The organism is Ideonella azotifigens, from assembly GCF_006519715.1.
In the GTDB taxonomy this organism is placed as follows: Bacteria; Pseudomonadota; Gammaproteobacteria; order Burkholderiales; family Burkholderiaceae_C; genus Ideonella; species Ideonella azotifigens.
The window spans coordinates 1-22,746 of the sequence record NZ_VIDT01000021.1 but is presented as its reverse complement, the minus strand read 5'-3'; the positions used below and the strand labels follow the sequence as shown (position 1 = coordinate 22,746).

Genomic DNA, 22,746 nt, shown 5'->3' with positions numbered 1-22,746 from the left:
ACCGTGTTCCGCCCGGAAAGCAGCGTGCGCCGCGCCGCGGACCGCGGCCTGCGGGTGCACACCAACTTCGTGGTGCACAACCGCCACGGCGTCCAGGTCAACCGGCTGGAAGACCTGGCCGTGCCGGAACCCGAAGCCAACCCGGGCCCGAATGCCTCGGGCACCGAATACCCGGCATCGCTGGCCTGCATCGCCAAGGCCGGCCCCGCCTACAGCGGCTGCAAGCCGGTCAACAACGCGGCCTACAACGCCACCGGCGGCAGCCGCGTGATCGTCATCGTCGACGCGTACGACACCCCCACGGCGGCAGCCGACCTGGCCTACTTCAGCACCTACTTCGGCCTGCCCGCGGCAAAGTTCAAGAAGGTGATCGCCAACGGCAACGGCGCCTGCGTCACCCCGCCCACCAACTCCGGCTGGGCGCTCGAAACCGCGCTGGACCTGCAATATGCCCACGCGATGGCGCCTGGCGCCCACATCGTGCTGGTCGAAGCCTGCTCCAACAGCTGGGCCGACATGATGTACGCCGAGCAGATCGCCATCCAGCAGGCCAATTCCTACGGCGGCGGCCAGATCTCCAACAGCTGGGGCGGCGCCGAGTGGAGCACCGAGTCCTCGGACTGGGATTGGGTCTTCCGCTCGAACTGGCTCGAAGGCAAGACCGTGAGCTTCTTCTTCTCGGCCGGTGACGCCGGCCTGGGCGCCCAGTGGCCCAGCTCCTCGCCGTGGGTGACCTCGGTGGGCGGCACCACCATCAACCGCGACGCCACCACCAACGCCTTCCTGAGCGAAAGCTGCTGGGCTGGCTCGGGCGGTGGCACCAGCGCCTACGAGACCTGGAGCACCACCTTCGGCACCGGCACCGGCCCATGGACCGGCTTCCAGTACGCGCAGTTCGGCCCCTCGGCCCGCCACACGCCCGACATCTCGTACGCAGCCGACCCGGCCAGCGGCGCATACGTCTACAGCGCTGGCGCCTGGTACGTCGTCGGCGGTACCAGCCTGTCTGCACCGTTGGTGGCTGGCCTGGTCAACGGCGCAGGCAACCGCCTGGGCGTGGCGCCCTCGGCCGGCGGCTACTACGGCAACATGGAGAACAACCTGTTGTACGCGCAGCTGCACACCGCCAAGGAATACGGCACCAACTTCTATGACGTGACCACCGGCAACAACGGTGCTGCAGCCACCGTGGGCTGGGACCAATGCACCGGCGTGGGCAGCCCGCGCGGCCGCCTCGGCAAGTAAGCCAGGCCAGGCACCCGATGACCCGGCAACCGGGTCATCACGGCGATGCCCGCGAAGCTGCATTGCCACGGCCTGCTGCCATCACGCTGTCAGCAGGCCCCCCCGACACTGGCTGCCAGATTGACCCACTCAACAGGCAGACAACACCATGTGGCAAAGCGAATTCAGCATCCTGGCAGCCGCCTCTCCCGCCGCCGTCTGGCGGCTGTTCTCAGACGTGGCCGGCTGGCCGCGCTGGAACGTCGGCATTGAACACATCACGCTCGAAGGGCCGTTTGCCAGCGGCACCCAGTTCGTCATGAAGACACCCGGCCAGCCGGCTTTCACCAGCCGCTTGCTGGCGGTGCAGGAGAACCTCGGCTTCACCGACGAAACCGTCATCGACGACGTGCGCGTGCTGGTGGACCACCGCATCGAGCGGACCGACAACGGCTGCGTGCGCATCACCTACGCTGCAACCGTGCATGGGCCCGAAGCCGAGATGATCGGCAAGGCCGTGACCGAGGACTTCCCGCAGGTGCTGCATGCGCTGGCCACGCGGCTGCGCGCTGACGCGCCGGTGAGCCGGGTGCTGAGCCGCGCCTGAACGCGCGCTGCAGGGGCTTGGGGAGAGCGTTGCGGCGGCGGCCGCTTTTGCGCGATGCTACGGACCCGCGAGCAACCGCCGCTTCTCCCAGGGCCTGGCAAGCGGCGGCGATGCCAATCTCGGGACCCCTGGGGTGACAGGCTGGACCTGGCGGCGCTGGGCTTCGAGCTGCTCGCTGATTGCAGCGACCTTGAACTGGTCGCCCGCTATGACCCGCAAGGCCTGAACCGGCTGCAGCCCTCCGCCCTCAGCCGCCTGGCCCACGCGCGGGTGGCGCAGCAGGCTGCCGCCAGCCTCGTCCAGCATCCCCAATTTGAATGACGCCGCCTGACCCTTCGGGCCAGCAGCTTGTGGCAAGCTGCGCCGGCTTTTGAAACCTTGGCTCGATCAATTCAAACGGGAAAACAACATGCGGCAATACGGCGCAGAGTTTTTGGGAACATTCTGGCTGGTGCTGGGAGGCTGCGGCAGCGCGGTGCTGGCGGCCGCCTTTCCGAATGTGGGCATCGGCCTGCATGGCGTGTCACTGGCTTTCGGCCTGACAGTGCTGACGATGGCGTTTGCCATCGGCCACATCTCTGGCTGCCACCTGAATCCGGCCGTGTCAGTCGGCCTGTGGGCCGGCGGCCGCTTTCCGGCCAACCAGTTGCTGCCCTACATCGTGGCCCAGGTGCTGGGCGGCCTGGCGGCCGGCGCGGTGCTGTACGTGATTGCCAGCGGCGCGCCCGGCTTTGACGTCAGCAAGGGCTTTGCCTCCAACGGCTACGGCGCTCACTCGCCAGGCGGCTACTCCTTGCTGGCCGCGCTGGTCACCGAGGTCGTGATGACGATGTTCTTCCTGCTGGTGATCCTGGGCGCGACCGACAAGCGTGCGCCGGCCGGCTTCGCCCCGATCGCCATCGGCCTGGCGCTGACGCTGATCCACCTGATCAGCATCCCGGTGACCAACACCTCGGTCAACCCGGCGCGCAGCACCGGCGTGGCGGTGTTCGTCGGCGACTGGGCGCTCGGCCAGCTGTGGCTGTTCTGGGTGGCACCGATTGCCGGTGCCCTGCTCGGCGCCTTCGCCTACCGCACGATTGCCGGCGAAGAACGCTGATCTGCCAGGCCGCCTCGGCGGCAACGCAACGCAAAACGCGGCCGAGGCCGCGTTTTTTCATGGGCGAATCCCGAGCGGCTTCATCCGCCGATGCGGAAATCCACGTCCGAGATGTCGAAGAACACGTTGCCGTGGCACTTCACCTTGATGCGGGCCTGCGAGGTGCTCACCGCCGGCAGCGTGACCTTCGCCGAGCCGGTGTTGGCAGCCTTGGCCTTCAGTTGGTAGCCCATGGTCTGGCCGCCGTCAGTGGACAGCCAGATCTCCACGGCCGCGCAGGACACAGGCGCCACGTCGGTCTTGGCCACGTCCCACTTGACCTTCAGCGTGCCGCCAGCCGTGGCCTGCACGTTGGTGTTCGGCGCGGTGACCTTGAACGGGCCGGCGTCTGCCGTCACGTTGAAGCTCAGGTCGGCGCTGGCCAGGCCACCGGCAGACGGCGCCGCCTGGTTGTCACGCACGATGAAGCGGAAGTTCAGCGGGCGGGTTTCGGTGGGCAGCAGCTCGCCCAGCGTGTGGGTGTTGCCCAGCAGGTCGCTCAGCTGCGGGAAGGTGCGCGTGGTCGAGGCCACCGGCGGGAAGGCGCGGAACAGCGGCGCGGTGCCGGTGGGCGCGTCAGGCGAGCCGCCGGGACCCAGGTCGCGCTCTTCCCACTGGTAGCTCAGCGTCTTCTTGCCATCCGCGTCCTTGCCCTTGCCGGTGAGCTCGAAAGGCGTGTTGGCCGGGATGGTGAAGCCACCGGCTGGCGCCGTGGCGGTAGGCGGCGTGTTGCCCGAAGCGGTCACCGCGGCGCAGCTCGCGCCGCCGCCGCTGCGGGTGTAGGCCACGATCTCGTCGTAGCTGGCGCTGTGGAACTGGGCGTCGCTGTGCGGCTGGATGTCGTCCGCGCCGCAGATGCCGGCATAGCCCATGATGGTGGTGCCGCTGCCCGGCTCGTAGGCCGCGCTGGCAGCGCGGTTGCCGCCGCCGCAAGAGCCGGTCACGCTGTTGAAGGTGTGGTTGGCACCGAACTGGTGGCCCATCTCGTGCGCCACGTAGTCGATGTAGAAACCGTCGCCCACCGGCGAGCCGAGGCCGGTCACGCCGCCGGCTTTGTTGCTGCTGCAGATCACGCCCAGGTAGGCCACGCCGCCGCCGCCGGTGCTCACCACATGGCCGATGTCGAAGGCGTCGTTGCCCAGCACCGTGCGCAGCGTGCGGATGTTCTGGCCCAGCATCGAGCTGCCATTGTTGTTGGCATACGGATCGGTGCCGGCATCGGTGTAGATGATGGCGTCTTCGCCTTCGATCAGTTGCAGGCGAATGCCCACCTCGCGCTCGTAGACGCCAGTGACGCGGTTGGTCAGGCTGACCAGTTCGGCCAGCACGCCGGCTTTGTTGGTCGGCGAGGCGTCCGGATCCTGGAACTTGGCGTATTCGCCGGTGGTGGCCAGCGCCAGCCGGTAGGTCAGCAGCTCGGTGCCGGTGGTGGCGCCCGCCAGGCCTGCAGTCGCGCGGGCAGACGAGGCCTTGCCACCCGGCGGCGTGAGCACCTGGTCTGCGTCGCGGTGGCGCAGCGGCAGGTCCTGGCGCAGGTAGACCTGGTGCAGGCCGGCATTCGCATCGCGGCCCGGGTCGATGAAGACCCGGCCCTGCGGCGTGAACACCATGGCCTTGAAGCCGTGCGGGCTGAAGTCGATGCGGGCCGTCACGCCAGGCTGGTCGACCGCTGTGCCAACCAGGCTGTGGATCTGCGGGTAGCGCGCGGCAAGGCCGGGTGCCATCACGTCCACCGGCGAGAGGCGGAAGGTGAGCATGCTGCCATCGGGCATCGGCAGGTCCAGCAGCGGGCGCAAGGCCTCGGCACTGCTGGCGGCCGGCACACGCTCGACCAGCGCCTGCAGCAAAGCGCTGTCCCACTGCACCCAGCGGGCCTTGGGCGCAGCCAGTGCAGCCTGCACCGAAAAGGCCTGGGCCGCCTGCGCGGGCGGCACGTCACGCCACAAGGGCGCGGCGATGGCAGCCGACGCACCCAGCGCCGAAGAAGAAATTCCCAGCACCAGCACGGCGCGCCAGACAGCAGCAAACAACATCAAATACTCCGCAGGACAAAGAGGCACCCGCGGCCGGCTTCGCAATGCGCGAAGCCAGCCCCAAGCCCTCATGAGGCTGCGGGTGGTGGTGCAGAGCAGTGTCAGGAGATTGCGCGAAGACGCAAATCCCTATCACGCAGGGTGTTGGTGCCTGCGAACTGGCCGCTGTAGCTGCTCAGGCTGTCCAGGGGGTAGGACTCGAACAGGGTGTGGCCGTCCACGTCGTAGGATTTGACGACGAAGCGCTCCTTGCCGGTGGTGTTGTCCTTGCGACGGGAGATCACCGGGCGCCACAGCGCGTCGAAGTAGTTTTCTTCCAACAGGCTGCCAGGGGTTCTTGGGACAGCAAACGCCACCAAGGGCCAAGCGCTACAGAGCGCCCAGGCCTTGATCCTGATGGGTGACGCTTGCGCAGCGACGCAACCAATCTTCGAGAACCAAGTGTGCAGTGACCTCAACGGCTGGGAATGCAGGCTTTGAATTGAAAAATGCGGGGACGGCCGCAGAAATCTGCTCGTCCCTATTGACGGAGGCGGCTAATGGGTGACCCGGGATCGCAAAGCCGAGCGCCGCTGCAACCGCAGCCACGCCGCCATCTGCCTGCAACGCACGTCCTGATTAGTCATGACCCTCAGCCTGGCGCACCCTGTGAGCCAGTGGCCGCGTAGCCTGAACGGATTCGCAGGCCAGGAGATCGTGATGGCGATGAACCGAGTCCAGTTTCAGCAAGGCATGTCGCTGCACGAGTTCATGCAGGACTTTGGCACTGAGGTGCAATGTGCGTTGGCGCTGGAGAAGGCGCGCTGGCCCACCGGGTTCCATTGCCCAGCCTATGGCTGGACGGGGCACTACCGCGTTCACCATGGCAGCCGCACGTTGCTGCAGTGCGGCGCTTGCCGGCATCAGACTTCGCTGACCGCGGGCACGGTGCTGGAAGGCACCAAGCTGCCGCTGAGGACTTGGTTTCTGGCGATGTACCTCATCAGCCAGGCCAAGACAGGCTTGTCGGCCCTGGCCTTGAAGCGTCACCTGGGAGTGAGCTACCGCACCGCCTGGTTGGTGCAACACAAGCTGATGGACACGATGTCCCAGGCCGATGCCCAGGTGCCGCTGCAAGGCCAGGTGCTGCTTGATGATGCCTATCTCGGCGGAGAACGCCCCGGCCCTGGCGGGCGGGGTTCGCCCAACAAGGTGCCCATCGTGGCGGCGGTCTCGCTCAATCAGCAAGGCCACCCGATGCAGGCCAGGATCTCGGCCTTGAGCGGCTTCACCCGTCAGGCCATTGCGCAGTGGGCAGGCTTGAACCTTCAGCCCGGCACAGACGTGCTGAGCGACGGGCTCAACTGCTTTGCCGGGGTGATCGATGCGGGCTGCGCGCACTCTTTCATCGTCGTGGGCCAGCGCAAGCCACGAGAGATGGAAATCCTCAAGTGGGTCAACACGGTGCTGGGCAACCTCAAGACGGCCATCAGCGGCGCTCACAAGGCCTTCCGGTTCGCCAAGTACGCGTCTCACTACCTTGGCGCCTTCAACTACCGCTTCAACCATCGGTTTGACCTGCACGGCTTGCTCCGGGATCTGCTCGGTAATGTGGCCCGAGGGCGTCCACTGACTGAGCGGGATATTCGTCAACAAGCTGAGACTCGTGACTAATCAGGACGCACGTTGCCCGCGGTGTTGCTGCTGGTGGGCGATGTGCTGGGCCTCATCAAAGAGATCCTGGCTGCCTTGGCCGCCAACACCCAGCAGTTCATCACCGGCCGATCCACTCCCCGCCCAACTGATCGTGTCAAGCCTCATCCCCGTTTTGCTTACAAGGGATGACATGGCTTAAGTTCGGTGGATTGGTCATGACTCACTCTCGTACAGCGCCTCTTTGCAGAGCACCAGTATTTCGCCCCCGTACGAGGGAGAGAATCGAAGAAGCATCAATTGCTTCTGTTGAAGCCGTTGCAGTACTAGATCGCGGTATGCCTGCTGGGATACCCCTGCGCCCGGGAGAACGCGACTGAGGACTTGAACACAGACATCTGAATCATCCTCTACGCAGACGTCTAGCAGGACGTTTTGCTCGGCAAGCCCGTTCGAAAGCATGTGCTCCACTCCGCGAAGCTCTAGTCGAGTGCTCTGCCCGTCTGGGGCACGGCAAAAAAAAGTTACTTGCTTGTCCCCGAAGTCGATCCGATAGATGCACGCATCGTGCAGCGCCGGGTCCCCCAGCGAGCCTGTTTCTTCAAATACAAGCGGGTTCATCTCAACTTCCTTCACCGGGCAGGAGTGGTCGCGCAGGCCCACGATCAGCCTGAGTTGGGCGGCCACCACCTGCAGGCCTTCCCCAATCATGAGCGTGCGGACTTCCCACGTTATTCCTTCCCTTTCCATGACTATGGTCGTAGTCAACGTCCTTCTCCGGCCAGCCGTCCGTACCATAGGTTCGGACTTGATTTTTGTTGCCCTTGCTGTTGTTGCTGGTGCTCGTAGAACCAGGCTCGCCTTCCATCGGATTCGAGGTACCGGGACTTACCGTATTCTTCGGCTTATTTTCGCTGTTTGTCCCCTCGTTGAGAAGCACATCTTCAAGCCAGGACGCGGCATTGTTGATGAGCCCTCCCACAAGGGCACCGCCCGTGATGCTGGCCACCACAATGGTCGGTGCACCCAACCCGCAAATACCTCCAGTGAGGGTAGTGCAAGCGGTCGCACCGACCGCTCCCACGGTGCCACCCAATACTGCGCCTGCTGTGACGAGCGTGGTCTGCCTTGAGGGCAAGCTGCCAAAGCTTTGGCAATTCCCTCCCATGTCGGCACAACTGAGTCGCCCATCCGGATCCGTGAAGCGATACGGATTATTATTCGCATACCAATACCGATTGAAGTTCGAACCATCCTTGGTATTGACCGGCTCCGGATCCGCCGTCAAAAACCTCCCCAGCAACGGATCGTAATACCGCTGCTGCATCTGCACCAGCCCGGTGGCCGTGTCGTTGACGTGGCCGGTGTAGCCGAAGGTGCTGGGTTCGTTGCCGGTCCAGGTGTCGCCCCAGGGGTCGTAGGCGGTGTCTGCGGTGCCGGCGCGGCTGCTGTCGGTGCGCAGCACGGGGCTGCCCAGCGCGTCGGTGTGCAGGTAGCTGGCCGTGCTGCCGTTGATCTCGACGATGGGTTTGCCGTCGAGGAAGAAGGTCTTGGTGTTCTGGGTGACGGCGCCGCTGGCGTTGAGCTTCTGGCCGAACAGCAGCAGGCCCTTGCTGCTGTAGACCTGCACCAGGCTGCTGCCGTCTGCGTTGTGCACCAGCGCCCGGCGGCCGTTGCCGTCGTATTCGTAGCTCTGGCTGGTGGGGCCGGTGACGGAGGTGAGGCGGTTCTCGGCGTCCCAGTTCATCACCAGGTTGCCGCGCTGGGTGATGTTGCCCCTGGCGTCCTGTGTGAGGGTGTGGCCCACGCCGTTGACGGTGAAGCCGTTGATGCGGTTGTCGCTGCCGTAGCCGGTCCAGACTTCCTGCCCGGTGCGGGTTCGGGTGCGCAGGTTGTCCAGCGGGTCATACCAATAGACGGCGTCTCCCCATTCGTTGGGTGAACTGGCGGTCTTCAGGCGGTCCAGGTCGTCATACCCCATCGTGCGGTTGTGCGAGCCGGCGGTGGTGTCGGTCGTGGCCAGGTAGTCGTTCAGCGTGGCGACGTTGGCATTGGCATCGTAGGTGAGGCCGACCTGGTAGACCGTGCCCGCGCCGGGGTTGGTGTCGGTGATGCTGCTGGGCAGGAAGCGGTCGTTCAACGAAATCTGGCGCACGATGCCATTGCCGAATGTGTAGCCAGTCAGCGCGCCATTGGCTTTTCGGGTGACAGCTGTGGCATGGGTGCCGGCGCTGCCTTGTTCGCCGAAGGCGGTGGGGCTCTGGGCAGGGCGGGCACTGTCCGGATAGGTCAAGTAACTTTCATCGCCGTTGGCGTTGTACTCGTGCTTGATGGCGTAGCTGCTGCCACCGGTGAAGGCGAGCACTTCGTCGGTGAGCAGGCGGCGGTTGTTGTAGGTGTAGGTCCAGCTGGTGTTGCCCTTGGCCACGGTGGCGGGCAAGCCGTCGCCGGTCAGCGTGCGGGTGGTGCCCAGGGTCGTGCCGTCGCCGTAGGACGTGGTGAGCAGGCGGTTGCGGGCGTCGTAGCCGAAGTTGGCCTTGGCCGTTGCGCCGACGGAGCCCTGGTTGCAGGCCGCCGTGTCCGGCAGCGCCAGTCCTTCGGCCTGCCAGGCGATGTTGCCCGCAGCGTCGTAGCCCATCACGGTGGCGCCGCTTTCCGGGTCGATGCGCTTGCACAGGCGGTGGTAGCCGTCGTAGACGTAGCTGCGCGTGGCCGAGACGGTGGCGCCGTTGAGGGCACCCGAGCGCGTGATGGCCTTGGTTTCGCCAAAGACGTTGCGGTCGATGGCGGTGGTGGCGATCGGTGCTGCGATCTTCACCGGCGCGCCGTCGCCCGGCTCGTCAAACGCCTGGTACGAGACGGTGGTGGCCTTGCCGCGCGGGTTGGTGGTCTTGGTCTGCAGGCCGCTGAGGTAGTCGATGTACGTGGTCAGGGGCAGCGTGCCCAGCTCGCTCGACTGCTGGATCTGGTACGGCCGGCTCAGCGCGTCGCGCAAGGTGTTGGTGCCGGCGAACTCGCCGCTGTAGCTGCTCAGGCTGTCCAGCGGGTAGGACTCGAACAGCGTGTGGCCGTCCACGTCATAGGACTTGACGACGAAGCGTTCCTTGCCGCTGCCGGTGTCCTTGCGGTGGGAGATCACCGGGCGCCACAGGGCGTCGAAGTAGTTTTCTTCGAGCAGATTGCCGGTGGTCAGCGTCTGTTTCCAGGTTCCTGCGGCCAGACCGTAGGGCGCGCTGCCGGTGATGGGCGCGAAGGTGACGTTGGTGGCGTTGTAGGTGAATCCGGTTTCAGCGGGATAGGTGATGGTCTTGAGCCGGCCCAGTGCGTCGTAGTCATAGCCGGTGGTGGCGCCCGCCTCGTCTGTCAGCGATGTGATGCGGCCGTAGTCGTTGACGACGGCGCTCTTGCTGTGGCCGGTGGGGTAACTGATGGTTTGCGGCACGCCGCGTTTCCAGTTGCTCAGTCCAATGACGTGCGCGGCCTGTGCCCCGTCCGTTACCGTGGCCAACGTGCCGTCAGTGTTGTAGGTGCGAATGTGCTGCCAGAAACCGAATCTGTAGTCGGTGGTCAGGCGACCGAGCGTGTCATAGGAGTTCCAATAGAGCTGCGTCGCGGGGGTAGGTTGAACAATCGTCGAACTCTGGGGCAACCCGATGACCCACAAAGGAGAATTGTCCGGATAGGAGAAAAGGTCTTTGTAGGTAAGGGACTCTTCCTTTGAATAGCCTAGGCTGCTCGACCTGGTCACATCAATAGGGCGAGCAAATTTATCGTAGGCATTGGCATACCACTGGAATGTCGAACCTTGCTGACTGATGATCTTGCTGCGTTGCGGCGTGAGTTGCTCCACCCGGAAGTGGTCGCCTTCGGCGTCGCTGTAGCCGATCTGCTGCGGGAAGGGCTGGCCGCCGCCGTCGGACCACGCGCCATAGCTGTAGTTGGTGGTCTTCAAGACCGTGGTCGCCGTGCCTTCCGCGACGGTCAGCAACTGGCCGTCGTTGGCGCCCCAGACGGTGCCAAAGGTGTGCTTGACGACCTTGCCTTCGCTGTCAGTGACAGCGACAGTCTTGGTCCCCCCGCAACCCGAAGTGCAGCTGCTCCACGAGCCGACGGCCGTTGGATAGCCATAGTTCCAGCTCAAATTACCCAAGCCCGGCCCGGTGATGCTCTTGGACATGAGCGACATCACCGGGTAGTAACGGGGATACAGCGGGTAGCTTAAAGCAGGGTTGCCTGCAGCTGATGCGCAATTGCTCGATACAAGCGCACGGCCATGCTTCACAGGTGCCAACTGAAACGTCCCCATGGCTCCCGAGGGATGTGCGAATGTCACTGTTTGATTCGCACCATACAGATCGCCCTCGACATTGCAATTGCCACCCCCCACAAATGAGGCAGTTGCTTGAGCAGGCGAAATCGAAAAACCCCAAGCAGAATTGTCTGGCAACGTGACGGAACTTAGATAGCCATTGGTATATCCATATTTCCAAATCTGGGAGCCAACAGATATTTGTGTGATATTTGGTATGGCATCGTAAGCGAAATCTATTCTTCGCCCATCACTTGCAACAATCGAATTCAGCTTCTTCGGCTGCGTCGCATCCCAGTTGTAGGTGACGGTATTGCCAAAACGGTCGGTTACGCTACTCGGTACGATCCAGTACTCCGCTGTGCTAACGCCAATCGCCCCGGCATCCCCTGACGGTGCGATACCCGCCTTCAACCGGTCTGCCTTTCTCCGATTTGCCAGTGCAGTGCCACTGACCGGGTATGCCGGTGCATACCAAGACATGATCCGATCAAAACGATACGTCACCCCTTGAGGTGAAAGAACCAAAAATCCCTCACCGGATCCATTGACCAAATCAATGCCGCATCTGACTTGATAGCCGTCGTGCGTGACGATGGGATAATTTGTCGCACTGCCGCCAGGCGCGGCCGTATTGACGGAGGACCTGATAACCATTTCTTGGTCACCCTTGCCCGGGATATACAGAAATGAGCCATGCCAAAAACCACGCGAATCGGTATAGAGTGTTCCGTCGGAACTGACGGCGCCGATCGGGATGCCAAACCTGGTGCATCGCTTGTAGCTGCCGCCATCATCCGGAGACCAACCCTTGTTACGAACTCCGAAAGAGAATCTTCCGTGCAAATGCGGGATCTCCAGCTCCCAGTCTCCGAAGGACCCAGTCATCCCCGAAGGCTGAGATGTCGACACGTTGATAGGGGTCCCCGTGCCGCGCCGTCGACCCACCGCCACTTCCAAACCATTATTTCCTGGCAGAGAAACGTCCTGCTGGATAAATTCAAGAGAACCGTCGTACAGATTGACTTTGTCACCGAATAGATCGGGACCGTAAGCCGTGATCGTTTTGAGTGCACCTACCCGCTTATAAGCTTCGTCATACTCGTCCGCATGCACCCCATGCAGCAGCAATGCGCCTGCCAATGCCATCAGGCATTTGATCGTTCTGGACATTCCACCCTCCGTGTTTTTTGCGCGTTGGAGATTAGGTGAGGAAGGGGTGGTCGCCCATCCCCAAAACGGGGTATCTGGTGAGGCATTTGACGGATACAGGCAGCAGTTCTCATCACGGGTCTCCCGGATCGCCGGACGGCTGTGGCCAATGCAGACCCACGCTGGCGGCGTTTTCGTTGCTCATGCTGATGAGTCGCGCCACGACCAGCGCGAGGTCATCGGCATCGGTGGTGCCCACGATGAGCTGGGCGGCCGCCATCACATTCGGCAGCGAGCTTTCCGGGCCCACAGCCTGGCGCAGCGCGCTGCGGGCATGAGGGCCCAGGCGCTCATAGGCATGGCAGATGGACAGGTACAGCCGGCGGGGCCGCATGTCGCCGGCGGTCCAGGGGGTGGGCGCCGCGGTCATTTGAGCCCCAGCGCCTTGGCAATGCGATGGCCATCTCCGAAAGTGGCACGGTTCACGCCACGGAGCACCTGGCTCACGGCCTGATAGCGAAAGTCGTTGAGTTCTGCCCACTGCTTGAGTGTCATGCCCTCCTGCTTCAACCGGGTCTTGACCTCTTCCGGCGTCAGAAGCGGAGGACATTGCTCTTTTCGAGACCTCATTGATCAATTCCCCTGAGTTTGATGCTCGTTTTGGATCAATGATAAAGCTCCATAAAGGACATCCACAAGAGCATCCTGTCCTCTGGCATGGGGATGAAAAGCGCAAGGGCACAGGTTCGTCACGGCGAAGCTCACCCGGGCACAGGGGTGAACTGGGGGAGAATTCGTAGCGAATCGCTATCAATTCCGCCACCCCTCATGCCTTCCAAGTCTTTCGTGCCCAGCGCGGATGCCGCGTCTTCCCGTCAGGCGCCGGCACTTGACGTCGCTGCGGTCACGGCGCGGCTGCGCTCGGCGATGGCCGAGGCGGGCGTGGATCAGGCGCGGTTCGCCAGCCGGGCCGGTGTTCCGTTCAGCACGGTGCGGGCATATCTCTCAGGCAGGCGCCTGCCCAGCGCCGAGTTCCTGGCCGGGCTGCACGCGGCGTATGGCATCAATCCCGTCTGGCTGTTGACGGGTGAATCGCCGATGCAGCGCGCGGACCAAGCCCCGGCCATCGGCTGGCACAGGGTGGATGGCGTGAACGAGCCGACGGCCCGCTACGGGCCAGGCCATGCGCTGCGGCTGCCAGAGGACTGGCTGGCGGCACGGGAGCTGAAGCCGGAGGCCCTTTGCGTGGTCACGGTGGATGGCAATGCCATGGAGCCGGCCCTGCGAAGCGGCGACCTGGTGGTGATCCATCTGAAGGACACCGTGCCGCGCAGCGGCTTCATGTACGCGCTGCTGCAAGGCCCGGAAACGCTGGTGAGGTTGTGCCAGCGGCTGCCGGACGGCTTGATCCGGGTGAGCAGCGCCAACCCGGCGTATCCCGCCTTCGACCTGGACCTGGAGGCCACGCCCGCCGTGACGGTGCTCGGGCGCGTGGTGGCGTCGCTGCGCGACTGGTGCTGAGGCCGGGCCGAAGGGCCTCAGTCCAGCGACAGCATGCGTCGGCGCTTCTGGGTGTTGTCGATATACCGCTGAAGCGCGCGGGTCGCGTTGGCGTCCAGGCGGGTCAGTTCGCAGCCCAGGCGCACGCCCTTGGCTTGCGGCTGGATGGAGGTGACGTGGTGGACCATCAGGCTGGTCTGGAATTCGGTGTCGCCGTCCAGCGAGAGCCGGGTGCCGTGGATGACCACGCCAGGCTCGACCGGGGGCACGTTTTCCGGCAGGAACAGCGCGCAACCGCCAGCACTGACGTCCAGCACACGCAGCTCGAGCCGCATGTCGGGGATCTGCGGGTGGCGAAAGCTCGCCGTCGGCGAGGTGCGTTCCAGCGTGCGCACGCGGTAGGCTGAGCGGCGCTGGAAGCGGAAGAGTTCGCGCGGCATGCTGGTCTGCAGCACGCAGGCGTTCTTGCCATGCACCAGCAACCGGTCGGTCACGTCGAACTGCAGCTTGATCTGGTCCAGATAGCCGACGGCCGAGGCCTCTTCGGCCTCGACCAGGCGCTGCGCGGCGGGCGACATCAGGTCCACGCTGAAGGCCAGCTTGCCCTGTGTCGCGTCGATGCTCCACAGCGTGGTCTGGTAGGCCGTGCCGTCGGACCCGCTGAGGTTGATCACCACGCTGCGGTCCATCAGCGCCTTGAGCAGTGCGCGGATCTCGTGCGGCTCGTCAATGCGGAACTCCTGCATCGATGAACCCGCATGCGGGTTGATCGGGGCCGGGCGGGTGTCGGAAAACATCGGTGAATCCAGTCCGGAGGCGATGAGCGCGTGGGGCTGCGGACAGCCGCTCAGTGCAGCGTCTTGCTGCGGCCGGTCATCATCTGGTCGAGGTCGTCCAGCCAGGGCTCGGCCAGATGGCGGATCTCGGCATCGTTCAGCAAGATGCGCTGCATGATGCGCGACTTGACCTTGCTTTCCTCGGCCTGCAGCGATTCGGAGTGGGCAGCGTTCTTCAACTGGGCAATCAGGACGGCGCAAGCGCCTTCGAGCTTGACGACTTCATCCCAGTTGCCAACGCGGGCGGCTTCGACCATGTCGGCGCTGGCGCGTTCGATCGCCTCGTAAAAGTTCAGCAAGTTGGTGCTCATTTCAGTGTTCCGGCATGTCGTGTCGGGTCTCGGCGTGTCAAAACGCACGGCTCAGTTCAGGCCTTGGTGGACCTGAGGGCCAATGGCCTTCCAGGCTTGGCGCAGGGGATCGACGAGCGAGGCGCACTCATCGAGGATCTTTTCGTCGTTGCGGATGTTGGCCAGCGTCAGGCGCATGGTCAGGTAGGCGTAGAGCGACTGCAGGTCCAGCGCCAGGCGGCCGCCATCCTTCAGGTTCAGGCCGGCCTTCAGCCCTTCTTCGACGATGCGGGCGGCACGGCTGATGGCCTTGCCCTTGGACTCGATCTCGCCAGAGCGCATGTAGCCGCGGGCCTGGCTGACGGATTCCATGAAGCCGTCGAACAACATCTCCACCAGTTTGTGCGGCGAAGCATCGACGATGCTGGTCTCGACACTCACGCGGCGGTAGGCGTGGGCCATGGCACCGGCTTGGCCGAGCGCGTAGGAGAAGCTGGGGGTGAACATTTTGTGAAGTCCGTTTGTTGTTCCGCTTGTGTTGTTTATCGGTGCCCCGTGCGGGCACTTGAGGCGGACCGATCTCCCGTATCACCCCGGGTTTCCGGACAGTTTCAAGACAGATCCAGGGGCTTTTCCCTCTGTGGAACGGCCCTGGAAAGCCCATGAAAAAAGGCGCCCGCAGGCGCCTTCGATGACATGAACCTAGGGAAAGTACCTATCTTTCCGGCGCTCAGGACGACGACGACAAGGCCGCCATCTGCTGGGTGACATAGGACGACAAGGCGTTGAGCGACGCCATCTGCGTGTCCAGCGCCTGGTACTGGGCCTCGTAGCGGGCCTGGACGCCGACCAAACGGGCCTCCATCGAGTCCTGCTGCGACTGGTTGCGTTTGATCGCGGCGTTCAGCGCATCCTGCCGGGTCTGCAGGCTGCCGTCCGAAGCGGTGGCGGCGTCGGCAAGGTCGCGGAAGCGATCCATGAAGCCGGAGCTCTCGGCATCGGCGCCGTCGGTGGCCAGCGCCTTGCGCACCTCGGCCGGATTCTTCATCGCAGTTTCAAGCTTGGCGCTGTCCAGCTTCAGGGTGCCGTCCGCGGCCATGGAGATGCCGATGTCGGACAGGTGCGACAGCGAAGACGAGGCCTTGGTGCCGTCGTTGATGATGCCGCGCATCTGCCACTGGAAGCCGATGGCGGTGCGGTCACCCTGCAGCGGCGCGCCCTTCTTGGCCGTTTCGTCGTACTTGGTCTGGTCCTTGATGTAGCTGGCCAAGTCATTGAAGGCCTTGACGAAATCCTTGATGCCGGTGGTCACCGCGTCGGTGTTGTCGGTGATGGTGATCTCGGTGGTCGCGTCACCAGTCACTTTGCCCACGGTGAAGGTCACGCCTTCGGCCACGGTGCTGAAGGTGTTGGTGCTGGACTCGACCTGGATGCCGTTGACCGTGGCTTTGGCATTGCCGGCCGCCAGGTTACGTGTCATCGTGTTGCTGGACGCGGTGGCGTCATAAGCCAGTGCCGACAGACCGGTGCCGGCATCGCCATCGTCACTGGTTTCGCTCGCCGTGATGCGGAAGCCGTTCTCGGCGCCGGTGGCGGTGGAGCGCAGCGACAGGCGCGAGCCGTTGGCGTCAGTGACGATGCTGGCCGTGACGCCGGCACCCGCCGCGTTGATCTTGTCCCGAACGGACGTCAGGCTGGTGTCGTCCGGGCCGATGGTGATGTTCAGCGCGCTGCTGCCATCCTTGGCAGTGAAGCCACTCGCAGGACTGCCGCTGCCCCAGGTGCCCAGTTCGATCGTCAACGTGCCTTCGCTCAGCGTTGCGCTGGAAGACGAAAACGCGCCCGAGGTGAGCGTCTGGGACGAGGCCAGGGCCTGCACGGAGACGGAATAGCTGCCAGCGGCTGTGCCATCTTCGGCCGAGCCGGCAACGGCCGTGCTGTCGCTGGAAGTGAAACTCTTCTTCGACCACAGGCTGAGGTCGGCCAGCGCCTGGGCCTTGTCGCCCATGGTCGAGGCATAGCTCTGCATCTTGCCCATTGAGGACAGCGTGGTGCTGAGCGTCGTCTGCTCGGTGGCCAGCAGGTCAACCGGCCTGTGCTCGACCGCCATCAGCGACTTGATGATGGAAGTGACGTCCAGCCCGGAGCCAACGCCCATCGAGGAAAGAGTGCTGCTGGTCATGGTCGGCCCGTCCTTCTGTCCGGCGAGGAATCACCGGTTCTGTGACAACAATGTCGGCGCGAGCACCACGAACTTGAGGGGCTGCGCACCGGAAAGAAAGCCGGCGTCGCGCCGCGTTTGCGCGGCCCCCGGCCGGAGATCAGCCCAGCAGCTTCAGCACCGACTGCGGCAGCTGGTTGGCCTGGGCCACCATCGCCGTGCCGGCCTGCTGCAGGATCTGCGCGCGGCTCATGTTGGCGGTTTCCTGCGCGTAGTCGGCGTCCATGATCCGGCTGCGCGCGGCGGCCTGGTTCTCGACCGATTGCTGCAGGTTGGAGATGATCGCGTCGAAGCGGCTCTGGGTCGCACCGAAGGTCGCACGGGTGTTGTTGACGGTGTCGATGGCCGCGTCGATGTTGTTGATCACATCGGCAATCGCGCCCGAGGTCGCCGCAGCATCGATCACCGCGCTGGTCGAGGTGACCGTGGTGATGTCGCTGGACGTCGCCATGTTGGTCGTCGCCACGTCGATCACGTCGTCGGTCGTCGTGTTGGCGCCGATCTGGAAGGTCAGCGTCGTCGCATCGGCGCCCAGGATGTGCTTGCCGTTGAAGGTCGTGCCACCCAGCACTCGGTTGATTTCCGACTGCAGCTGGGTGAATTCCTTGTTCAGCGAGTCCTTGTCGGAACTCGAGTTCGTCGAGTTTCGTGCCTGGACAGCCAGTTCCCGCATGCGCTGCAACGCGTCGCCCACCTTGGACAAAGCGCCTTCCGCGGTCTGCGAGAGCGAGATGCCGTCATTCGCGTTGCGGATCGCAACGTTCATGCCGCGCACCTGCGAATTCATGCGTTCTGCAATCGCCAGGCCTGCAGCGTCATCCTTGGCGGAATTGACACGCATGCCGGACGACAGTCGCTGCATCGACGTCTGCAACGACGACTGCGACATGTTCAGGTTTCGCTGCGCGTTGAGCGAAGCGATGTTCGTGTTAATGGTCTGCGGCATGTGAGCACTCCTCAAGAATCAACCACACCCGGCGAACGTGCCGGCTTGCATGAACCGCTGCGGGTTTGAAACCGCCGCGGGCCCTACAGCCCGGCACTCGATCACCGTCGAAAAGCGCCGCGTCGGATTGACACGGCACCGGACTCGTCAGTGCTTCCGGACCACGCCGCCCGAGCAAGGGCGATGCGTTAGGTGTGATTCTCAAAGCAGTGCCCGATCTGCAAAGCCGCGAAATGCAAGCCGAATCGGGTCTTCTTCCATCCTGGCTTTCGCCGGGACGCCGAACCCGGCCAAAAGCCGGGTGCGGATGGGGGGCCAACGTTCAGAAGGAGGCCAGCGAGGCCGGGGTCGCCCCCGTGTCGCCGGCTTCCTCAGCCCTTTGTTTACTGCAGCAGACGCAGGACCTGCTGCGGCAGCTGGTTGGCCTGGGCGACCATCGCGGTGCCGGCCTGCTGCAGGATCTGGGCGCGGCTCATGTTCGCGGTTTCCGTCGCGAAGTCAGCGTCCATGATGCGGCCGCGGGCTGCGCTTTGCGATTCCACGCCTTGCTGCAGGTTGGCGATCACCGCGTCGAAGCGGCTTTGCGTGGCACCGAAGGTGGCGCGCTGGTCGTTCACCGTGTTGATGGCGGTGTCGATGTTGTCGATCACCGTCGCCAGGGCACCCGAGGTGGCGCTTGCATCGATGGCAGCCGACGAGCCGGTGACAGCGATCATGTCCGTGTTCGTCACCATGTTGGTGGTGTTCACGGTGATGGTGTCGTCCGCGCTGGTGTTCGCGCCGATCTGGAAGGTCATGGCGGTCGCATCGGCGCCCAGCATGTGCTTGCCGTTGAAGGAGGTACCCCCCATCACACGGGTGATTTCTTCCTGCAGCTGGCCGAATTCCTTGTTCAGCGAATCCTTGTCGGAGCTGGTGTTGGTGGCGTTGCGTGCCTGCACTGCCAGTTCACGCATGCGTTGCAGCGAGTCGCCCACCTTGGCCAGTGCACCTTCAGCGGTCTGCGCCAGCGAAATGCCGTCGTTGGCATTGCGGATCGCGACGTTCATGCCGCGAACCTGCGAATTCATCCGTTCGGCGATCGACAGGCCAGCGGCGTCGTCCTTGGCCGAGTTGATGCGCATGCCCGAAGACAGGCGCTGCATCGAGGTGGACAGCGACGATTGCGAAGAAGCCAGGTTGCGTTGAGCGTTCAGCGAGGCAACGTTGGTATTGATGGTTTGAGCCATGATAGTTACTCCAGAATGGGTTCCAAAAGTCTTCCGGTTAAAGCACCGGCGGTTCGTCTTTCGCCTAAGCGCCGGGTGCTCCTCCGGTCGGGCAACTACTCATTTGCCTGACCCTTGGCCATCTCACCGGACCTACAGGACACCGTTGTTTGCGTCCTGTGAGTGGGATATCGGATGCGACTTTTGGAACCTTTAGGACTATCTGCGCCTGCACCCCGAAGCAGCGTCCTGGCAACGCCGGTTCGGGGATTCAGTGGGTTCAGGCCGGTTCGGACAGAACCGGTTCAACCTGCGACCCTTGCTGGGCCGCCTTGGCGTCATCGAAGCAGCGACAGCACTTGCTGGGGCAGCTGGTTCGCCTGGGCGACCATCGCAGTGCCTGCCTGCTGCAGGATCTGGGCGCGGCTCATGTTGGCGGTTTCGGTCGCGAAGTCGGCGTCCATGATGCGGCCGCGGGCGGCGCTCTGCGCCTCTACGCCCTGCTGCAGCTGGGAGATCACGGCGTCGAAGCGGCTTTGCGTCGCACCGAAGGTCGCGCGCTGGTTGTTGACCGTGTCCAGGGCGGTGTCGATGTCGTCGATCACCGAGGCGATGGCGCCCGAGGTGGCCGAGGCGTCGATGCTCGCCGAGGAGCCGGTCACCGCCTGCATGTCGCTGTTAGTCACCATGTTGGTGGTGCTGACATTGATCACGTCGTCGTTGGTGGTGTTGGCACCGATCTGGAAGGTCATGGCGGTCGCATCGGCGCCCAGCATGTGCTTGCCGTTGAAGCTGGTGCCGCCCATCACTCGGTTGATTTCGCTCTGCAGCTGGCCAAACTCCTTGTTCAGCGAGTCCTTGTCGGAGCTGGTGTTGGTCGAGTTGCGGGCCTGGACCGCCAGTTCACGCATGCGCTGCAGCGAGTCGCCCACCTTGGCCAGCGCGCCTTCAGCGGTCTGCGCCATCGAGATGCCGTCGTTGGCATTGCGGATGGCCACGTTCATGCCCCTGACCTGCGCATTCATGCGTTCGGCGATCGACAGGCCGGCAGCGTCGTCCTTGGCTGAATTGATGCGCAAGCCGGAAGACAGGCGTTGCATCGAAGTGGACAACGACGATTGCGAGGCCGACAGGTTGCGCTGTGCGTTCAGCGAAGCAACGTTGGTGTTGATGGTGGAAGACATTGGGATAACTCCTGCACGGGGCTTGATAACAAGGACCGGAATGGCCCTGGGGTTGCGCCCCCGCTTCAGTTTGTTGGGGCCGTACCCTGGATTTCGGAACCTTGATCGCCGGACTTGAGGGTTTTTTTTCCCGCTTTTCCTTCGATCAACCGGACGCGCTTTGCGGCCTGGGTGGCAGCCGGTCGTCTTGCCGACCAAATGGCCACCGCCCACCCTGCTTATCGACCGATTGAAGACACCCTGCAGTCCTAAAGTTTCCAAAATGACGGCCAAGCCCCCGCCTCCCCGCCCGCAAGACCCACCGCCCGGCACCCAGCGCTTCCGGGTGGCGCTGGTGATGATCGTGCGCAACGAGTCGCAGCAGCTCGGCAGGGCGCTGGCCAGTGCCCTGCCCTGGGTGGACGAAGCGCTGGTGCTGGACACCGGCTCCACCGACAACACCGTGGCCCTCGCACGCGCCGCAGGCGCGCGCGTGGCCCATTTCCAGTGGACCCATGACTTTGCTGCGGCGCGCAATGCCGCGCTCGCCCTCGCCGGTGCGGACTGGCACCTGGTGCTGGACGCCGACGAATGGATTGCCGAGGGCGGCCCTGCGCTTGCTTCTCTGAGTGAGTTTGCACCCACTTTTGTTGGCGCCGTGCGGGTGGACAGTCGCCAGGGCGAAGGCCCGCAGGCCAGCACCGCGCCCAGTTGGCTCAGCCGCGTGCTGCCAGGCCATGTGCGCTACGCCGGCCGGATCCATGAACAGCCGCAGCACCAACTGGATGTGCAGCGCCTGCCGGTGGCCGTGGGCCACAGCGGCTACGCGCCGGCCGCACTGGCCGCCAAGGCCGGCCGCAATGCCAGGCTGCTGCTGGCAGATTTGCGCGAACAGCCAGCCGATGCCTACCTCTGGTACCAGCTGGGCAAGGACCACGACGTGTACGAGCGTTACGCAGACGCCGTGGCCGCCTTCGACCGCGCCGAGGCACTGACCCTCAGCGCCGGCCGCGGCCGTCCGGCCTGGCTGCACGACCTGGTGATCCGCCGCCTGCACGCCTGGAAGCGCTGTGGCCGCCACGCCCAGGCCTTGCAATGGGCCGAGGAAGCGCTGGTGGCCTGGGCCGAATCACCCGACTTCTTCTTTGCCTTGGGCGACCTGCTGCTGGACTGGGCCGCCGACGAACCCCACCGCGCCGAACACCTGCTGCCGATCATCGAACAGGCCTGGCAGCGCTGCCTGCACCTGGGCGAGCGGCCGGAGCTGGAAGGCGCGGTGGCCGGCCGCGGCAGCGTGCTGGCGGCCAACAACCTGGCACTGCTGTACGACTTGATGGACCGCCCGGCCGAAGCCGCCTCCTGCCGCGCCCTGGCTGACGCAGGCTGAAGCCGGGGTCGACCAGCTTCCGCCTGTCATCATGGCGGCATGCCTGCCCGCCAACCCCCCCTGAAACAGCTGCTGGCCAACCACCAGTTCGCCAAGCCCAACCGCGAATTCAAGCTTGCGGCCATCGACACCGCCGCCAAGCCCTTCTCCGGCGGCGACAAGGCCGATGACAAGGCCGCGGTCGACGCGCTGGCGCTGGAGCTCGACACGCTGCAGAACCTCTTCTTCGCCGACCGCCGCTTCAAGCTGCTGGTCGTGCTGCAAGGCCTGGACACCAGCGGCAAGGACGGCACGCTGCGCGGCGTGTTCGGCCGCATGAGCCCGCTGGGCGTGCGCACCGTGGGCTGGAAGGCGCCGACCGAACCGGAGCGCGCGCATGACTTCCTCTGGCGCATCCACCAGCAGTTGCCCGCTGCCGGCGAGATCGCCGTCTTCAACCGCAGCCACTATGAAGACGTGCTGGTGCCGGTCGTCAATGGCCAGCTGAGCCCCAGGCAGACCTCGCAGCGCTACGCCCAGATCAACGACTTCGAGCGCCTGCTGAGCGAAACCGGCACGGTCATCGTCAAGTTCATGCTGCACATCTCCAACAAGGAGCAGCGCCAGCGCCTGCAGGACCGGCTGGACGACCCGACCAAGCGCTGGAAATTCCAGTCCGGCGACCTCACCGTGCGCAAGCAGTGGGACGCCTACCAGCAGGCCTACCAGCGGGCCATCGCCGCCACCGCGACCGCCTGGGCGCCATGGACCATCGTGCCGGCAGACTCCAAGACCCACCGCAACCTGATGATTGCCACCGTGCTGAAGGACCAGCTGCAGCGGCTCAAGCTGCGCTACCCGCCGTCCGACCCGGCGCTGGACCGGCTGCGGGTCGAATAGCAGGGAACTGGCCGGCTGCGGGCCTGCTTATCCGCGCCTGCCGCCGCGCCAGCGCTGCCACAGTGGCAAGGATGAGCCGCCATGCCACCGCCGTCCCCAATGCCCTCGAACGCCATTGGCAAGCGGGGCTGCAAGCCTTGAAAAACCGCGCCTGGGACCGCGCCATCGCCGAGTTCGGCCAGGGCGCGCGTCTTGCGCCCTCTGACCGGCTGATGTGGCTG

21 protein-coding genes are annotated in these 22,746 nt (G+C 64.4%); 8 read left to right on the top strand and 13 right to left on the bottom strand.

What is annotated here, in order from left to right:
• From FKP22_RS03115 to aqpZ, 3 genes are all read left to right on the top strand, one after another.
• The coding region (locus FKP22_RS03115; protein ID WP_211361283.1) for a S53 family peptidase at positions 1–1,245 on the top strand (1,245 nt) is incomplete at its 5' end.
• Between the two features lie 148 nt (positions 1,246–1,393).
• Entirely contained in the window at positions 1,394–1,831 is a 438-nt protein-coding gene (locus FKP22_RS03110; RefSeq protein ID WP_141285078.1) for an SRPBCC family protein, read from the top strand.
• A 370-nt stretch (positions 1,832–2,201) separates the two neighbouring features.
• Positions 2,202–2,930 carry an aquaporin Z gene (aqpZ, locus tag FKP22_RS03105; RefSeq protein WP_259372423.1) on the top strand — a complete coding sequence of 243 codons (729 nt, stop codon included), beginning with the start codon at positions 2,202–2,204 and terminating at the stop codon, positions 2,928–2,930.
• An 80-nt stretch (positions 2,931–3,010) separates the two neighbouring features.
• Here aqpZ and FKP22_RS03100 read toward each other — a convergent pair whose 3' ends face one another.
• Together FKP22_RS03100 and FKP22_RS03095 are read right to left on the bottom strand one after the other, a co-directional pair.
• Positions 3,011–5,002 carry a reprolysin-like metallopeptidase gene (locus FKP22_RS03100; RefSeq protein WP_141285075.1) on the bottom strand — a complete coding sequence of 664 codons (1,992 nt, stop codon included), beginning with the start codon at positions 5,000–5,002 and terminating at the stop codon, positions 3,011–3,013.
• A 101-nt stretch (positions 5,003–5,103) separates the two neighbouring features.
• Positions 5,104–5,322 (bottom strand): hypothetical protein, encoded by a 219-nt coding sequence (locus tag FKP22_RS03095; protein WP_141285073.1) that lies wholly within the window; start codon positions 5,320–5,322, stop codon positions 5,104–5,106.
• 379 nt (positions 5,323–5,701) lie between these two features.
• On the opposite strand from FKP22_RS03095, the gene FKP22_RS03090 reads away from it, so the two are divergent.
• Entirely contained in the window at positions 5,702–6,655 is a 954-nt protein-coding gene (locus tag FKP22_RS03090) for an IS1595 family transposase (RefSeq protein WP_141285084.1), read from the top strand.
• A gap of 12 nt (positions 6,656–6,667) precedes the next feature.
• A complete protein-coding gene (locus FKP22_RS31800) occupies positions 6,668–6,826 on the top strand; it encodes a hypothetical protein (protein WP_170200726.1) in 159 nt (52 codons plus the stop codon).
• Between the two features lie 24 nt (positions 6,827–6,850).
• Here FKP22_RS31800 and FKP22_RS03085 read toward each other — a convergent pair whose 3' ends face one another.
• The 4 genes from FKP22_RS03085 to FKP22_RS03070 form a co-directional block, all read right to left on the bottom strand.
• On the bottom strand, positions 6,851–7,255 hold the full coding sequence (locus FKP22_RS03085) for a hypothetical protein (protein ID WP_141285071.1): 405 nt from the start codon (positions 7,253–7,255) through the stop codon (positions 6,851–6,853).
• Position 7,256: 1 nt separating this feature from the next.
• The gene (locus FKP22_RS03080; protein ID WP_141285069.1) at positions 7,257–12,116 is read right to left on the bottom strand and encodes an RHS repeat-associated core domain-containing protein; all 4,860 of its coding nucleotides are present in this window, start codon (positions 12,114–12,116) and stop codon (positions 7,257–7,259) included.
• A 112-nt stretch (positions 12,117–12,228) separates the two neighbouring features.
• A complete protein-coding gene (locus tag FKP22_RS03075) occupies positions 12,229–12,525 on the bottom strand; it encodes a hypothetical protein (protein ID WP_141285067.1) in 297 nt (98 codons plus the stop codon).
• A complete protein-coding gene (locus FKP22_RS03070) occupies positions 12,522–12,650 on the bottom strand; it encodes a BcepMu_gp16 family phage-derived protein (RefSeq protein ID WP_231011867.1) in 129 nt (42 codons plus the stop codon). Before FKP22_RS03070 ends, FKP22_RS03075 begins: the two co-directional genes overlap by 4 nt.
• Before the next feature lie 273 nt (positions 12,651–12,923).
• Here FKP22_RS03070 and FKP22_RS03065 point away from each other — a divergent pair, with 273 nt between their 5' ends.
• Positions 12,924–13,616, top strand: a complete 693-nt coding sequence (locus FKP22_RS03065; RefSeq protein WP_170200725.1) for an XRE family transcriptional regulator — start codon at positions 12,924–12,926, stop codon at positions 13,614–13,616.
• A gap of 17 nt (positions 13,617–13,633) precedes the next feature.
• On the opposite strand, the gene FKP22_RS03060 is transcribed toward FKP22_RS03065, so the two are convergent.
• From FKP22_RS03060 to FKP22_RS03030, 7 genes are all read right to left on the bottom strand, one after another.
• The gene (locus tag FKP22_RS03060; protein WP_141285063.1) at positions 13,634–14,392 is read right to left on the bottom strand and encodes a flagellar brake protein; all 759 of its coding nucleotides are present in this window, start codon (positions 14,390–14,392) and stop codon (positions 13,634–13,636) included.
• Between the two features lie 50 nt (positions 14,393–14,442).
• A complete protein-coding gene (locus FKP22_RS03055; protein ID WP_141285061.1) occupies positions 14,443–14,742 on the bottom strand; it encodes a flagellar protein FliT in 300 nt (99 codons plus the stop codon).
• Between the two features lie 51 nt (positions 14,743–14,793).
• Positions 14,794–15,228, bottom strand: a complete 435-nt coding sequence (fliS, locus tag FKP22_RS03050) for a flagellar export chaperone FliS (RefSeq protein WP_141285059.1) — start codon at positions 15,226–15,228, stop codon at positions 14,794–14,796.
• Positions 15,229–15,451: 223 nt separating this feature from the next.
• Entirely contained in the window at positions 15,452–16,903 is a 1,452-nt protein-coding gene (gene fliD / locus FKP22_RS03045; RefSeq protein WP_141285057.1) for a flagellar filament capping protein FliD, read from the bottom strand.
• A 139-nt stretch (positions 16,904–17,042) separates the two neighbouring features.
• Entirely contained in the window at positions 17,043–17,888 is an 846-nt protein-coding gene (locus FKP22_RS03040; protein ID WP_141285055.1) for a flagellin domain-containing protein, read from the bottom strand.
• Positions 17,889–18,271: 383 nt separating this feature from the next.
• Entirely contained in the window at positions 18,272–19,117 is an 846-nt protein-coding gene (locus tag FKP22_RS03035; RefSeq protein WP_141285053.1) for a flagellin domain-containing protein, read from the bottom strand.
• Between the two features lie 317 nt (positions 19,118–19,434).
• Positions 19,435–20,280 (bottom strand): flagellin domain-containing protein, encoded by an 846-nt coding sequence (locus FKP22_RS03030; protein WP_141285051.1) that lies wholly within the window; start codon positions 20,278–20,280, stop codon positions 19,435–19,437.
• 262 nt (positions 20,281–20,542) lie between these two features.
• On the opposite strand from FKP22_RS03030, the gene FKP22_RS03025 reads away from it, so the two are divergent.
• Together FKP22_RS03025 and FKP22_RS03020 are read left to right on the top strand one after the other, a co-directional pair.
• Positions 20,543–21,646, top strand: coding sequence for a glycosyltransferase (locus tag FKP22_RS03025; RefSeq protein ID WP_141285049.1), 1,104 nt, complete (start codon positions 20,543–20,545; stop codon positions 21,644–21,646).
• A gap of 39 nt (positions 21,647–21,685) precedes the next feature.
• Positions 21,686–22,525 carry a PPK2 family polyphosphate kinase gene (locus FKP22_RS03020; RefSeq protein WP_141285047.1) on the top strand — a complete coding sequence of 280 codons (840 nt, stop codon included), beginning with the start codon at positions 21,686–21,688 and terminating at the stop codon, positions 22,523–22,525.
• Positions 22,526–22,746 lie beyond the last annotated feature (221 nt).